This window comes from Mycobacterium sp. SMC-11 (genome assembly GCF_046250095.1).
GTDB classification, from domain to species: domain Bacteria; phylum Actinomycetota; class Actinomycetes; order Mycobacteriales; family Mycobacteriaceae; genus Mycobacterium; species Mycobacterium heraklionense_A.
On record NZ_CP176430.1, the window covers coordinates 1,144,790 to 1,159,741 of the forward strand.

Below are 14,952 nucleotides of genomic sequence, written 5' to 3' on the forward strand. Positions count from 1 at the left end.
CGCCCCAGGCCCGTGATGATTGGTATGGAGGGTTGTTATCAGGCACCAAGCGGGGAGGATTGACATGATTGCCCCACGATCGTCCGGTCACGATTGGGCCAAAGACGGCACCTTGCTGCGCGTTGACTGCGAACCCGGCATCGGCTGGGTCGCGACGCATTATGACCTCAACCTGCAAGTCATCCAGCTGTTCAGGGGCTCCGTTGAAGACGTGCACCAAACCGCATTGCGGTGGGCGCAGTGATCGCCTGACTCCGGTCAGCCGTGAAGCTCACGGTTCAATCCTGGAAGGACATCGCCGGCATAGCGAAAGCGGTGCAGGTATTCCCGAACTGCAGGGCTTGATGTGGCGTCGAATTCCCTGGGCGGCAATGACATCTGAAAGACCAGTCCGCGGCCGTCGGCCCCTTCGGTCAGGGCGCCGAGTCCGGCTACAGGCAATCTCATCAACGGAGTGCAGTAGGACGGCATGGTGTCTTCGAAGTGGATGCGGTAGACACCGAAGCCGCTCCAGTTCGTGATTATCGGATTCCACCGGGCCGGATTGAAGGCAGCGGATACGCAGCGGGCAGCCCGCCATGTTCCTGCAGCGTCCAGAAACTGTTGGTTGATGCGCATATCGCAGTGTTCGTCGGCAAAGTGGTCCACACTGTGGCGGATGCGTTCGGCGATCGAACTGGCAGTCTCTCCGCGTCGTAGGTCCAGGTTGAGCGTCGTGAGGATGTTGCCGACAAGCATCGGATCGAGGCCACAACGTTTCCGCGTGTTCACGGTGATCGCGAGACTGCGACGATCCACCGCGGGATCCGCGCTCATGAGCGCTTCGGACACGTGCGCGCACACAACGTCGTTGGCAGACAAACGCATCCAGTTGCCGTAGGCGTCACGCATACGGGCGATCTCGTCGTCGCTGAAGTAGAGATTCAGAGTCCGCTGCATCCGGGCATCCTTGGCCAGGTACAGCGCACTGCGGGCAAGTTCTGCGAGCCCGAGACAACGCACCCCGGGCTCCCGAGCGCCGTCGGCGGGCAGATGGTCGTCGAGGTAGGCGGCGCGATCCTCCACGATCAACGGCTCCGCGACCGGCTTGCCGGCGGCGGCAGCGACCCACGCGTTCATGAAGTGCATCGCCGTCTGCATGTCGCCGATCGCGTGGTGCCATGAGAAACCGATCGCCGTCGCGTCGTCCGCGAGTTGCGTGACACGCACCTTGCACAACGGACCGCGCGCCCATCGAGCCGTGGGGCCGTGCACCGGGTCGACGAGCCAGCCTCCGGCATCGTCTGAGGCGCGGCGGATCGCCTGGCGCAGCGTGCGGTCCGATGATGCAGTGCTGAACGGCACCCCCTGCCCTTCGCATCGGATCCGCATCCTGCCGCGGCTCATGGCGATCCGTCCCGCGAAGATGGGAAGATGGTTGAGCGCCTGGGCAAATGCGCCGCTGAGCGCCCGCACGTCGAGCTGACGTTTGAAGAAGAAGACAATGTGGACCGCCAGGTTCGCGACGATGGCATCGCCTACGTTGCAGCGGATTTCGAAACGTCGTGGGTCTAGTGGCCGGATGATCTGGGTCGACATGACGGTCTACGTTCGCCGGTTCATTGTTACGCGGGCGCCAAGCTTGGGGGTATGAGCGACTCCGCGAAAGTACGATTTCTCGTCGGCGGCAGCGTCGGTCTGGATCGAGAAATGCTGTAGCACCGTCCGCAGTACGACATCTATTTCGGCGATCGCAAAATCAGCGCCGAGGCAGCGGCGTGCTCCGCCACCGAACGCCAGCCATGCCGGTGAAACCGGCCTGGTGTCGCGGAAGCGATACGGGTCGAATCGTTCGGGGTGCGGGAAGATTTCTGAATTCCCGTGCAGATCGGCGATGCGCACGAGCACTGTTCGCCCCTGAGGAATCCGCCACGGGCCGAGGGCGAAGTTCGACGCCCTGACCCGGCGGCCGATCACGTCGACGACGGTGCGTACTCGCAGCACCTCGAAGATCGTCGCGCGGCGAAGGTCACTGCCCCCCTCGTCGGCCTCTCGGACCAGGTCGGCCAGCAGATCGGGGTGACGACGCAGCCGCTCGAACGCCCAGCCCAATGCCGTTGCCGTGGTTTCGTGTCCCGCACCGATAAAGGTCAGCAGCTCGTCACAGAGCTCGCGTCGCGGTATCGGCGTTCCGTCCTCGTGCCTGCTGCGCAGCAACATTGCCAGGATGTCCGCTCGCTCGCCGAGATCCGGGTCGGCATTGGCCTGAGCGATCAGGGTGAGCATGATTCGGTCGATTGCCTGGCGGAACTCGTCCAGCTTGGCCCACGGGCCGCGGCGTCCGGCCCACAATGGCGGCGCCGGTACAAAGGCCATGATCTGCCCTAGTCGCATGTAGGGCGGGACGATCTCACGTAGTTTGTTGAGGTCGGCGGCTTTGGTCCCATCAGCACCGAAGATGGCCCGCAGTATCACGTTCAGGGTGATCCTGCTCATCGGTTCGAGAATCCGAAATTCTTTGCCCTCAGGCCAGTTTGCGCATTCGCGCAAGGTTTCTTCCTCGATAACCTTCTCGTAGTTTTCCAGGCTGCGGCCGTGAAATGCCGGTGCGAGCAGCCGGCGCCGATCGTGATGCCGACCGCCGTCGAGTCCGAAGACGGATCCGGGTCCGAACCAGTTGCTGAGGTTCGGCTGCACGTTGGCCAACTGGTCGGTGCTCGCGGTATAGACCGACCTCACCAGCGCGGGTTCGGAAACGACGATGGATCGGCCAAAGAAGGGGACGTTGATCTCGAAGACGCGTCCGTGCCGCGTGACCCAGTGCCGCATCGCCGCGCGGCGGAAGAAGGCGAATTCAACCCCCTGCACGAGCTTGGGTAGGCGAACCGGCGGTGGGTCCGAGCCAGGCGTCATCGCGTCTGTGTCGGGATTGACCATGGCCAGATCGGTCATGCGTTCCTCCACCGGTGATGTGCTGCTGCGCCCGAGGGAATCGTCGCGCGTGTGCCGTGCGACGACCTCGGTAGTGCAGTACTGCAAACCGGGCGAGATTGCAGTGGTCCGCTACTGCGCTCGTCGTGCCAGGTGCGAGCAACGATTTCAAGATCACAGCGCAGGAGAAAGAAGGCGCACATCATGTCCACTTTGTCTGCGGTACACGCCCATCCGCTGCTGACGCCGCACTTGAAGCACTTCGAGGTCGTCGTTGTCGACGTCGTGCGGGCGTTGTTCCACCCGGCGAGGCGGCCGGAACGGGCTCACTATCCACCACCCCTGAACTTCCTGCTCGAGGACGCTGCCATGGCGCGAGAGATGCGCCACCTATGACGGTGCAACCCGCGCCAGCCGGTGACCAGGGTGCTTCCGGCCGACACCGCCTTCGCGGTGCTCCGAAGCCGGCGGCACTGCAGCTCGAGGGAGTCTCCAAGCAATACCGGCGGGGAGACGAGCAGGTGAACGTGCTTGTCGAGTTCGACTTCCACGTCAACGCGGGAGAATTCGTCGTCGTGACCGGACCGTCGGGGGCCGGTAAATCGACCCTGCTGCACGTCGCGGGCGGGTTGGATGCTCCGGATACCGGCACGGTCGTCGTGGCCGGCCACGACGTGTGGGCGATGAGCGCTCGGGCCCGCGCCGAGTTCCGGCGCCGGCACCTCGGATTCGTGTTCCAGTTCTTCAACCTGGTCCCGATGCTGACCGCCGTCCAGAATGTGTCGTTGCCGCTGGTGCTCGACGGTGTGTCGGCCCGGGCCGCGGATGCACGCGCCGAGGAGCTGCTGGACCGGGTCGGGCTGGCCGATCGGGCTCGACACCGGCCGGCCGAATTGTCGGGCGGGCAGATGCAGCGGGTCGCAGTGGCGCGTGCGCTGGCCGCCCGGCCGTCGATCATCCTCGCCGACGAGCCGACCGGGAACCTCGATCGGCGTTCGTCGACGGAGATCGTGGAGCTGCTGCGCTCGCTGTCAGATGAAGACGGCACCGCGGTAGTGGTGGTGACACACGACCGTGCCGCGGCACGCTACGGCACCCGGGAGGTGCACCTGGTCGACGGGCGCGCCTACGCAGTCGCCGGCGTATCCGGCACGCGGCGATGATGAAGCGCCGGTCGGCCGGATGGCTGTCGTTTCGGCGAATCCACCTCGCCGCATTGGCCGCGGATTGGCGTCGCACGCTACTCAGCGTGATCGGGGTGGCGCTGGGGGTGACGGTGGTACTCGGAGTGGTGGTCCTCAAATCCGAGCTGGTCCGCCCGTTCGACGCATTCGGCCCGTCGCTGGCCCACGCCGCCGGCAGTGGGGTGGTCGAGGTCACTCCGAACGTCAACGGCCGGCTACCGATCGAGACGGTGAACCGGCTGCGCGCCGAGGTCACCGGAGCGCAGGCGGTGATCCCGATCGTCGCCAACTTGACGCCGGTGGACATCACCGGAGGCAGCGGCACCCGTCCCGCTCAGCCGCCGCCGGGTTTCTTCCTGCTCGGCGGGTCCTGCCAGATCGAGCTGCTGGTCGGTTCGTTCAACTGCGAGCAGCGGGCCAATGACCAGCCTGCGGACGGACCCGGTGTGCCACTACAGATTCCGGCGATGATCGCCCAGCGGCATCACCTGCAGCTCGGCGCCGAGCTGCGCATCCCCGGTCTGCCCCCCGGCTCGGCCCATGTGGGGTGGACTTTCCCGGAGTTCGACCGCGTGGCGGGCATCAACGGCGGCTACGTCCTGCTGGCGCCCTCGGCGGACATCGCCGCTGAACTGCTCTCGGCGCGCGGCTACGTCACCGCCGCGTTCGTCGTGCCGAGACCGGACGTTGACATCACCGCCGGCATCGACCGCGTCATCGCCGGCGTCGCGACGGCAGGCCCGCCCCGGCCGCACCAGCCGGCCGTGTTCGCCAACGCCACACAGAGCCTCGACCTGACCGCGCTGTGCGGCGTTCTGATCGGCTTCCTCATCGCGATGAACACCATTCTGTTGGCCGTGGAGGATCGGCGGGCGGTGCTGGGGACTATCGGCGCGATCGGCGCGAAGCCGGCCGGGCTGTTCGGCGGCATGCTCGGCGAGGGCGCCGTGGTGGGCCTGCTCGGGGGACTGGCGGGGGTGCCGGGCGGCTTCCTCTTGGGTTGCTACCTGGTGGACCGGTTCGGGCGGTCCATGTTGTCCGGCTCGGGTGGCACCGTGACAGCGCACTTCACACCAAGCCTGATCCTGATCGGCGCGGCTGCGGGGACGGTCTGCGGAATCCTCGCGATGATCGGGCCGACCATCAGATTGGCCCGCGAAGGGCCGCTGGCGTCGATGGCGAGTGCCGGCGGGGTGCAGCGCGCCCGGACGATCCCGATCTGGCCGCTGCTGGCCGGGACTGCGATTCTGGTGGGCGCGGTGGTCGTGATGATGATCTTCGAACACGGATCGTTGCCTCTGAATGTGGGCATCAACGCAATGTCGTTGTGGCAGTTCGGGGTGGCGTTGATGACGGTGTGGCTCGCTCCGCGTGGCGCCGGACTGCTGATCGAACTGCTGACTGTTGCCCGTCCCGACGTCGGGCGTCTGTTGGGAGCCGATGTCCGGCGCTACGCGCTGCTGTTCGCCATCTCCGCGGCGATACTGGCTACCGGCACCAGCTTGGCCATCGCAGCGCAGGGCATGCAGTTGCTCGGCGCCGAGCAGGTCGCCGCGCAGCAGGCCGAGCGATTGCCCGACTCCCTGCTGATCAGTGCCCAATCGATCCTCGACCAGCGGGACGGCCAGCTGCCCGATGCCACGTTCGAACTGGTAGCCGACGCGGCCGGCGGGCACAGCGTGTCGTCGCGGTGGAGATCGATGCTCTCGTCGGGGACGTCGTCGCGCCTTGTTATCGGCGTTACGCCAGGTGACTGGTACAGCCAGGGGCTGTATCAGCCGACCGGTGACGCCGACGCGTTCTGGCAGGAGCTACGGGACGGGCAGATCGGCCTGAGCGAGGTCGCCGCCAGCCGGCTCGGCGTGGGCAGGGGTGGGATGGTCGAGTTGCCCACCGTGGCAGGCTCGAAGCGATACCGGGTGGCCGGGATCGTCCAACCGCGGATGATCAACGACACCGCGGTGGGCGATATCGTTCTGGCCTCGGAGCCTTTGACCCGCTCGGACTGGGCGGCGGTGCGCGACCAAGTGGCCGTGCGCTATCCGACCGCCGCCGACGCGACCGCCCATCGTGCTGATTTTCTGGCGCTTGGCGCCGGACTGTCCGTGTACGACAACCAGCAGTGGCGCTCCGCCGCCACAGTCGGCCTCACGCGATTCCTGGAGCCCTTCACCGTTTCCGCGTACGTGGTGATGGCCGCAGCCGGGTTGAGCGTGCTCAACGTCTTCGTGCTGGGGCTCGTGCAACGCAAGCGGGAGCGCGCCGTGTTGCGGGCGATCGGCGCGAATCCCGGGCAGGAGCAGGCCGTCGTCATCGCTCACGCTGGACTGCTGGGCCTGCTGGTCGCGGTTCTCGGTGGGCTAGGGGGAGTGGGCCTCACCTATCTCTGGTCGCTGGGCTCACCGGTGTACTACGGCATCAAGATCGACTGGGATGTGCTGGGCCTGCCGCTGCGAACCGGAGTGGCCGCGGTGACTGTGCTGGTGTTGGCCGCGGCGGTTTATCCGGCGATCCATGCGCGGCGGTTGGAGACTGCTGAGGTACTGCGAACCGCCTGACATGTAGTGCATCGGCCAGGGCGGTGGCCGGGCAGCTCAACTCTCCACTGAGTGGCACGGCCGTGGAGGCCGTGAGATTGCAGTAGCTCGATACTGAGCGCGACCTACCGCAATGTGAGTGACGATCCTGACAGCGGGGCGCCAAGCCAATCGGGCGTTCCTCACCAGGACGGGGATGGCCATGCAGGCAATACGGCGATCGCATTTCACCACGGCCGCAGCAGTACTCGGCGCCTCCCTGATCGCAGTCCCCCCAGTGGCGAATTCATCCGCCCCGCAGGTCCGGGATATCCAGCTCACCGGCGGGGGTACAGCGTTGGTGTATGACGGTAGCGGTGGCCCGGTACCGGCCGCGCAATACCTGGACGCGGTCAACACGCTGTACCTGCAGCCCAATGGCTTCACCGGGACGGTGCAACCCGGATTCGTGCCCGATGGGCTGTATCCGATAACCGGCATCAGGAGCCTGGGATTCGGTACGTCGCTGGGCCAGGGCCAGCCGATGATGTTGTCCGCCATTCAGAATCAGATTGCCGCCGGTGGCGTGAGTTCCGAGAACCCCCTCGTGGTTGTCGGTTATTCACAGACCTCGACGGTCGCCTCGTTGGTGATGCCGCAGCTTCAGGAAGCGGGTGTCCCCAGCGACGCTGTGCATTTCGTGCTGTTGGGCGACCCGAGCAATCCCAACGGGGGCATCCTGACCACGTTCGACTTTCCGTCCGGCAATACCGGGGCGCTCACCCCTGTGGACTTCCCCTTCGGCCCCGCGACACCATCAGAGGCGTATCCGACCGACATCTACACCATCGAATACGACGCCACCGCTGATTTCCCGCACTACCCGATCAACCTGTTGTCGGTGCTCAACGCGCTGGTCGGCAACTTCACGGAGCACTTCATCTACGCCGACCTCACCCCAGAGCAGATCGCCAGCGCCATTCTCTTGCCGGGATCGGCGACACTCACCGGCGACGGGCTGACCGACTACTACATGATTCCGAACGAGAATCTGCCGTTGTTGATGCCGCTGCTGTTGATTCCGGGGGTCGGGAAGCCGCTCTACGACCTGCTGGAGCCGGTCACCCGGATCCTGGTGAACCTGGGCTACGGCAATATCACCGAGGGCTGGAATCAGGGCCCGGCGAATGTCCCCACCACCTTCGGGCTGTTTCCACAGGTCGATCCGGCGCAGCTTTCCCAGGCGCTGGGCAACGGATGGCAGCAGGGAATCAGCGACGCGCTCAACGCAATTGCGAATCCGGTCAGCTACGAAGACCAGATCGCCCCGTGGATGCCGTTTGCGAACTCGTTCTACACCCATGGCTTTCTCGATTCTGAACCGTCGTCGTTCAACGACGTGGTGGAAGGAATGCTCGGGCTCGGCGGTTTCCCGGTCTCGGACGTGACGCTGAGTTCGTCGCCGGCAGACATCATCAACATGATCAGCAGCACCCTGGCCTACGACTATTCGACATTGGTGCCCGCTGCCGATGCGATCAATACCCTGTTGACCAGTCTTCCCGCCTACGTGGCGAACATCTTCGCCGATCAGTTGCAGGCGGGTGACCTTGCGGACGCGATCGGGCTCCCGCTGGCCGCAAATACCGGACTGATCCCCTTCGACGCGCTAATGGGTGTCGCACCAGCGCTGTTCGCGGTCCTCGGCACGTTGGACAACTTCATGGGGCTGTTCTCTTAGCCAGCAGTTCCTCGGCCCAGTCGATATGCCGTTCGAAGCCGAACGATTCCGCAAGGGCGCGATAGCGATTCACCACTTCGGCGCCGGCGACGACATCACCGCGTGCCCGGCACAGCAGGGCAGTCAGTCGCAGCAGGACGATCTCGCACATCGCCGAGCGTTGACCTGGCCGAAGGCTCTCCAACCAGTGGATTGCTTCGTCTGCTTCGGCCAGATCGCCGTCGGCGGCGCGCTCCAGCAGCGTCTCCACCAGGATGCCGGTGGCCCAGATGCCATAGAAGAGGTTCTCGGCGTGGCGCAATTCGACGACAGCTTGGCGCATCACCGCGATGGCAGCGTTGCGATCGCCGCCCAGGGCCGTTTCCCGGGCGGTCCACACGTCGGTGACCGGGATGAGGAAGAGAGCGCGCTTGCGCAGCCAGATGTCGCGGGTCTGCACCATCAGTTCAAGCCCGCGATGACGGTCGGTCGCGGCGTCCCGATTGAGCAGCACGACGGCCAGCGCGTACCCGGCCAAACCCAGGGCGCGATCGCTGCTGGCCTGTTGGGCGGATTGCACCGCTTCCCGGCACGCGCGTTCCGCCGCGGCGCTGGGCCGAAGCACCCCGTACTGCAACGCGAAACCGTAGGTCCAGGCGACGGTGCTGCCGAGGGTTTCCGCGTTGCTGCATCGGGCCATCGCGAGGGCATCGTGGAGGTCTTGGAGCCATCCGGGACGGCCCAGCCACCACCGAGCGGTGCCCCGCCATGCCAGCGCGATCGCCAGCGGGGATCCCACACCGAAATTGGCGCCCTTGACCGGGTCGCCCTCGGCCAGGTCGACGATGGTCTGCGACCACCGCAGGATCGCGTCGATTTCGCCCATGCAGAGCCAGTTGACGAAAGCGATGAACGCCAAGCCCATGGTCGGGGAGCGATCGCCGATCGACTCGAACAGCGCCATCTGCTGCGATGCTAGCTGCGAGCCCTCACGCGAGCGGCCCGCGTAGAGCAGCTCGGTGGCCAGCGCGGTCATCCCGATGGCCAGCGATATCTGGTCCCCGGCCGCGGCGCACAACTCTTGCAGCTCCTCGAAGCGACTCCGGCTTTCTTGGACCTCCCGGGCTTGCCAATCGGTGGCGCACAACATGGTTCGTGGAGCGATGCGCATCGACAATCGGTCGGTGTCCTCGACCGGCAGCGCGTCGGCGATGCGGCGGGCGCGCTCCCAGCTGCCTCGGGCCGCGACCAGATCGCGGTTGGTGGACCACGCGCCGGCGCGCATGTGCCAGGAATACGCCGCATGCAGCTCACCCGCAGCCTGCAGGTGTTCGGCTATCAGCGCCGCGTTGTCGTCCATCGATCCAGGCGCACGCTCTTGGATCGCGGCGGCCAGCTTGCGGTGCCAGTGAGCGCGATCGGACTTGAGCTGCGATTCGTAGACCACCGTTCGGATCAACGGATGCCGAAAGGCGTACTCCGCACTCGCGGTGAGATGCACCTCGTCGATCAGCTCCGCCTCGAGCAACTCGTCGAACACCGCATCGACGCCCAGTGTGGGCAGCAACGCTGCGTCGAAGCGTGCTCCGATCACCGAGGCCGCGTTCAATGTTCGTTTGGCCCCGCTGCTGAGCTGGTCGGTGCGCGCCTCAATGGTCGCCTGCACCGTGGGCGGCACCGTGACGTCCGCGGCCCTCGTGCGGCAGACGTAGTCGCCGTGTTCGCCGGCCAGTGTCCCGCGCTGGGCCAACTCGCGCACCATCTCCTCGGCAAAGAACGGGTTACCGGCAGCTCGCCCGGCGATGATCGCCGCCAGCTCGTCGACCGACGGGTCCGAACCCAATAGCTCGCCGATCAGCGTCGCAATATCCGAATCATCCAGCGGGGCAAGGACTATTGTCTCTGTTCGGGGTAGGTGTGTCAGCGCGCCGCGGTAATCGGGACGATAGGTGATCAGCACCATCGACGGGGTGCGGGGGAGCACCGCCAAGAAGTCGGCGATCAGCGATTCGCTGACGATGTCGATCCAGTGCGCATCCTCGATGATGAACAGAGTTGGTTCGGTGCGGGCCAACGACGCGGCGTTGATCAATGCGGTCAGCCGGCTGCGGCGCGTATCCGGGTCGATCTGGGGCAGTGCCACATCGGGATCGGCGATACCCAGCAGATCATCGAGCAGCAGCAGATCTTGGGCAGAGGCATGCCCAAAGCGATCTCGGACCCGCGCGCGGGCATCCTCGCCGCGCCGATCATCCACACCGACGCTCGCCCGCAGCAGCCTCGATACGGCCTGAAACGGGATGTCACCGGCATGCGACTCGCAGAACGTCCACACCACCTTCACTCCTCGACCGGCTGCGGCCGCCGCGACCTCCCGGGCCATCCGGCTCTTCCCGATGCCCGGCGCCCCCACCACACTGGCCACACTGCCGTGACCGTGGATCGCGCGGTCCACCATGGCCGCTACTGCGGCCAGCTCCCCACGCCGGCCGATGAGGCTGGACTCCGCACGCCGGACCGCGCGATGCCGCTCGGCCATGCCCAACAGTCGTCGGGCGGCTACGGGTTCTTGGGTGCCTTTGATTCGAACCCACTCGACATCACCCAACGCAGCCGTACCCTCGACCAAACCGGCTGTCGACATACTCAGCATGATCCCGCCCGGCGGCGCGACCGACTCCATCCGCTGGGCTATCCCGACCTGCTCACCCACCGCGGCGTAGCCGAACGGTCCCGAGCCGATGCCGCCCCCGATCACCTCACCGGAGTTCAACCCGACCCGCAGCCGCAGCTCGATGCCGTCGCGTTCGGCGACCTCGACACCAAGCCGCTTGGACTCCTCCTGAACATTCAAAGCCGCCAGACAGGCCCGCACGGCGTGGTCTTCCACGGCGACTGGAGCACCGAACACGGCCATGATCCCGTCGCCCGTCCACTGTGCGACCGTGCTGCCATAGCGCTGTACCACCGCCGCGCAGCAGTCGGCGAGGTCGGCCATAATCTCGCGTAAGCGCTCGGAACCCACCGCCGCGGCGATGTCCATCCAATGCACCACGTCGGCGAACAGCACCGTCACCTGCTTGTATTCGGCCGGTGCCGGGGCCGTCGCAACCGCCGTTCCGCACTCGTGGCAGAACTTGAAGGTTGCGGGCAGCCCAGTGCCGCACGAACTGCACACCAAGGCTGGCAGTTCCGACAGCGGCCCAACGCCGTTCACGTCGCTATCGTGTCACCGCGGACCGTAGCTGGATACCGCGTCCGCAAGAAAACCTGGGACTACTCCGGGTGCGGTTCGGCGACCACGGTCGCCAGGTGCGGATGCGCCTCGGCCTTGACGACCTGGAAGAGCTTTTTGTAGTAGGGCAGGCAGTCGGCCATCGCCTGCTCGGTGGTGAACAGCGGCTGGTAGCCGAGATCGCGGCCGGCCTTGGCGATCGAGAAGTAGTTGTTCAGGTAAAGCCGTTCCACCGCACCGGGTTCCAACATCGGCTCGGGCAGACCGAACCGGAAGTGCAGCCACTGCCAGGCGAACATCACGTCGCGCACCATCCGGCCGGACACCCGCAGCTTGGGCCAATGCTCGCCGCACGCCTCCATGACCGGGCGAGCGAACTCGAACATGTTGATCGGTTCACCGTCGTTGATGAAGTAGGCCTGGCCGGGCGCTGATCCGCCGGGCACCAGGTGCTGAGCGGCCAGGATGAAGCCGTGAATCAGGTTGTGCACGTAGGAGTTGTCGAGCTTGGCATGCTTGCTGCCGACCAACACCTTGACGTGACCGGCGACCACGCTTTCGAACAGCTTGCGGAACATGGTCTGGTCCCCGTCGCCCCAGATGCCCGACGGCCGGATCGCACAGGTCAGCATGCCGTCCACACCGTTTTCGCCGAGCACGAACTTCTCGGCGACCACTTTGGTCTCGGTGTAGAGGTCGTTGAACTTGGTGGTGTAGGCCATGGTTTCGTCGCCGCCCGAGATGGCTTTGCCGCCCATCACAACACTGTTGGAGGCGGTGTAGACGAACCGCTTCACCCCGGCCCGTTGTCCGGCTTGGACCAGGTTCTTGGTGCCGTCGACGTTGACCGCGAAACTGCGCCGGCGGATCTCGTCGGTGACCTTGGCACCGCCCTGCAGATCGATGATGGCGGCGGTGTGGAACACGGTGTCGATGTCGGCGACCGCCGCGGCCACGGTCTGCGGGTCGCAGATGTCGCCTTCGAGCTTCTCCAGGTTGGGGTGGTCGGGGAGGCTCGACGGCGCGCGGTCGAAGGACCGCACCTGGTAGCCGCGTTCCAGCAGCGTTTTGACGAAGTTGGTTCCGACGAAGCCGGAGCCCCCGGTGACCAGTACCCGGCCGAGTTCAGTAGTCAGTGAAGGATCACCCATCGGGCGAGCATAACTGAACGTGTTTCAGTTCCCGTGGTCTTGTAAAGAGGGAAGTCACGCGCGGTCGTCGTCGCCGGGCTCGGCGTCCAACGCTTCTTGCACCCGGCGCCGGGCTCCGGCCAGGTGCTCTTCACACCGCTTGGCCAGCTGCTCACCCCGTTCCCACAGGCTCAGCGACGCGTCGAGATCCATCCCGCCCTGCTCCAGGCGCTGCACCACCTCGATCAGCTCGTCGCGGCATTGCTCATAACCAAGCTCACTAACGGGTGTCACCGGATCGGCTTGCTCAGCTGCCATCGCTCGGTCTTTCAAGAAGTCGTCCTTCAAGAAGTCGCCCCTCACTCGTCGCCGCCACGGCCCCATCGGCCACCCGGATTCGCAGTCGGGTGCCGGCCGCCGCATCGTCGACCGACCGGAGTACGTGCGGCCCCGCTGCGCCGACAGTCTGGACGACCGCGTAGCCGCGCGCCAATGTCGCGGCCGGGCCCAGGGTAGCCAGCCGCGCCGACAGATGCCCCACCCGTTCGCTCTGCACGGCGATGAGCCGGGTGACGTCACGGCGCACCGCGGCCAGCGCACGCCGTACCTCCTCGCCGCGCTCGGTCAGCGCGCGCAGCGGGTCGGCCAGCACCGGTCGGCTGCGCAGCTGCATCAGCACCCGATCCTCGCGCACCACCCAGTTACGTACCGCCTGCGCGCTGCGTCGCCGCAGGTCATCGACCAGCGCCTGTTCGGCCGCGGCGTCCGGAACGATCCGCTTCGCCGCATCGGTGGGGGTGGCCGCGCGTAGGTCAGCGACCAAATCGCACAACGGGCTGTCGGGTTCGTGGCCGATCGCGCTGACCACCGGGGTCCGGCACGCCGCGATGGCCCGGCACAGGGTTTCGTCGGAGAACGGCAGCAGGTCCTCGACGCTGCCGCCGCCGCGGGCCAGCACGATCACCTCCACGGCTTCGTCGGCGTCCAGGTCGCGCAGCGCCTCGACGATCTGGGCAACGGCGGTCGGTCCCTGCACGGCGGTGTTGCGCACCGCGAAGCGCACCGCCGGCCACCGGGTGCCGGCCACCGTCATGACATCGCGCTCGGCGGCGCTGGCGCGCCCGGTGATCAACCCGATGGTGCCCGGCAGGAACGGCAGCGGCCGTTTGAGGCGCGGATCGAACAGTCCCTCGGCGTCCAGCAGTCGGCGCAGCCGTTCGATGCGGGCCAGCAGTTCACCGATGCCGACGGCGCGGATCTCGCTCAGTCGCAGCGAGAAGGTGCCCCGGGCGGTGTAGAAGTTGGGTTTGCCGCAGACCACCACCTGGGTGCCTTCGGTCAGCTTGACCGGCGCCGAAGCCACCATTTCCGGGCTGCACGTCACTGTCAGGGACATGTCGGCGGCCGGATCGCGTAACACCATGAACACGGTCCGCACGCCCGGGCGCAGATTGATCTGGGTGAGCTGCCCTTCCACCCACACCGAACCCAGCCGGTCGATCCAGCCCTTGACCCGGATGGCAACCGCGCGGACCGGGAACGGGTTTTCGGCGGATTCGCCCGGCGCGGGGGCGGTCACTTCGCGGTGGTGCGGGTGATCCTGTTGGCCAGCAGCGTCTGGAACGGTGCCCGGGCCTTGGTGGCCTCTTCGTAGGCGAGCAGGGTCTCCAGCTCGTCGAGGCTGAGCGAGGCCAGCCGGGCCCGCAGCTGGGCCAGGGTCAGCGAGCCGTAGTCGAGCTCGTCGACCAGGTCGGGGGTGGGCACCGTCGGGTCCGCGGCACCATTGCGCCCGGCCGGGGCCTCGTTGTCGGCGGGTGCGCTCGGCGGAGCAGCGCCGTCTTCGCTGAACGAATAGAGGGCGAAGCGCCCCTCGGTGCGCGGGTCGGTGTCGTCGTCGTCGAAGGTCGCGGCACCACCGTCGAAATTGTCCTCGATGTCGTCGTCGAAGGTTGCCCACTCCGGCTGCTCATCCTTCGGCGGGAACAGCGACTCGAGAGTGGTGTCTCCCTTGTTGACCAGCTCGGCGACACCCTGCTGCCAGCGCATCACCGCGTGCGCGGCCTGGCTGGCCAGCGTCATCGGGTAGGTCAGGATGGTTTGCGGCAGCTTCAGGGTCTCCTCGACCGCGACGGTGGCCGCGCCGACCAGAAGCCGGACTCCAAAGGGTGCAGTTGCCATGGCCCCCAGCCTGCCTTACCTGCCGGTCATCTCCAAGTATTGACCGGCATGACGCGAGCTGGCGGTTGCGTGTCGGCAG

12 protein-coding genes are annotated in these 14,952 nt (G+C 66.3%); 5 read left to right on the forward strand and 7 right to left on the reverse strand.

Annotated features, from left to right (window positions below):
* Positions 1-64: 64 nt before the first annotated feature.
* A complete protein-coding gene (locus ACKY0X_RS05490; protein WP_409428617.1) occupies positions 65-244 on the forward strand; it encodes a hypothetical protein in 180 nt (59 codons plus the stop codon).
* Positions 245-258: 14 nt separating this feature from the next.
* On the opposite strand, the gene ACKY0X_RS05495 is transcribed toward ACKY0X_RS05490, so the two are convergent.
* Together ACKY0X_RS05495 and ACKY0X_RS05500 are read right to left on the reverse strand one after the other, a co-directional pair.
* Positions 259-1,578 (reverse strand): acyltransferase, encoded by a 1,320-nt coding sequence (locus tag ACKY0X_RS05495; RefSeq protein ID WP_409428618.1) that lies wholly within the window; start codon positions 1,576-1,578, stop codon positions 259-261.
* Positions 1,579-1,584: 6 nt separating this feature from the next.
* Entirely contained in the window at positions 1,585-2,931 is a 1,347-nt protein-coding gene (locus ACKY0X_RS05500; protein ID WP_409428619.1) for a cytochrome P450, read from the reverse strand.
* A gap of 183 nt (positions 2,932-3,114) precedes the next feature.
* Here ACKY0X_RS05500 and ACKY0X_RS05505 point away from each other — a divergent pair, with 183 nt between their 5' ends.
* The 4 genes from ACKY0X_RS05505 to ACKY0X_RS05520 all read left to right on the forward strand — a co-directional run bounded on the left by ACKY0X_RS05505 (position 3,115) and on the right by ACKY0X_RS05520 (position 8,351).
* Positions 3,115-3,306 carry a hypothetical protein gene (locus tag ACKY0X_RS05505; RefSeq protein WP_409428620.1) on the forward strand — a complete coding sequence of 64 codons (192 nt, stop codon included), beginning with the start codon at positions 3,115-3,117 and terminating at the stop codon, positions 3,304-3,306.
* The gene (locus ACKY0X_RS05510) at positions 3,303-4,073 is read left to right on the forward strand and encodes an ABC transporter ATP-binding protein (protein ID WP_409428621.1); all 771 of its coding nucleotides are present in this window, start codon (positions 3,303-3,305) and stop codon (positions 4,071-4,073) included. Before ACKY0X_RS05505 ends, ACKY0X_RS05510 begins: the two co-directional genes overlap by 4 nt.
* Positions 4,070-6,652 (forward strand): ABC transporter permease, encoded by a 2,583-nt coding sequence (locus tag ACKY0X_RS05515; RefSeq protein ID WP_409428622.1) that lies wholly within the window; start codon positions 4,070-4,072, stop codon positions 6,650-6,652. Before ACKY0X_RS05510 ends, ACKY0X_RS05515 begins: the two co-directional genes overlap by 4 nt.
* 256 nt (positions 6,653-6,908) lie before the next feature.
* Positions 6,909-8,351, forward strand: coding sequence for a PE-PPE domain-containing protein (locus tag ACKY0X_RS05520; RefSeq protein WP_409428623.1), 1,443 nt, complete (start codon positions 6,909-6,911; stop codon positions 8,349-8,351).
* On the opposite strand, the gene ACKY0X_RS05525 is transcribed toward ACKY0X_RS05520, so the two are convergent.
* Genes ACKY0X_RS05525 through ACKY0X_RS05545 form a run of 5 tightly spaced genes read right to left on the reverse strand, consistent with a single transcriptional unit; the run spans position 8,332 to position 14,873 of the window.
* Positions 8,332-11,547 carry an AAA family ATPase gene (locus tag ACKY0X_RS05525; protein ID WP_409428624.1) on the reverse strand — a complete coding sequence of 1,072 codons (3,216 nt, stop codon included), beginning with the start codon at positions 11,545-11,547 and terminating at the stop codon, positions 8,332-8,334. The genes ACKY0X_RS05520 and ACKY0X_RS05525 overlap by 20 nt on opposite strands.
* Before the next feature lie 59 nt (positions 11,548-11,606).
* A complete protein-coding gene (locus ACKY0X_RS05530) occupies positions 11,607-12,716 on the reverse strand; it encodes an NAD-dependent epimerase/dehydratase family protein (protein ID WP_409428625.1) in 1,110 nt (369 codons plus the stop codon).
* A 54-nt stretch (positions 12,717-12,770) separates the two neighbouring features.
* Entirely contained in the window at positions 12,771-13,013 is a 243-nt protein-coding gene (locus tag ACKY0X_RS05535) for an exodeoxyribonuclease VII small subunit (protein ID WP_409428626.1), read from the reverse strand.
* Positions 13,003-14,274 carry an exodeoxyribonuclease VII large subunit gene (gene xseA / locus ACKY0X_RS05540; protein ID WP_409428627.1) on the reverse strand — a complete coding sequence of 424 codons (1,272 nt, stop codon included), beginning with the start codon at positions 14,272-14,274 and terminating at the stop codon, positions 13,003-13,005. Before xseA ends, ACKY0X_RS05535 begins: the two co-directional genes overlap by 11 nt.
* Positions 14,271-14,873, reverse strand: coding sequence for a lipid droplet-associated protein (locus tag ACKY0X_RS05545; RefSeq protein WP_065039346.1), 603 nt, complete (start codon positions 14,871-14,873; stop codon positions 14,271-14,273). Before ACKY0X_RS05545 ends, xseA begins: the two co-directional genes overlap by 4 nt.
* Between the last annotated feature and the right edge of the window lie 79 nt (positions 14,874-14,952).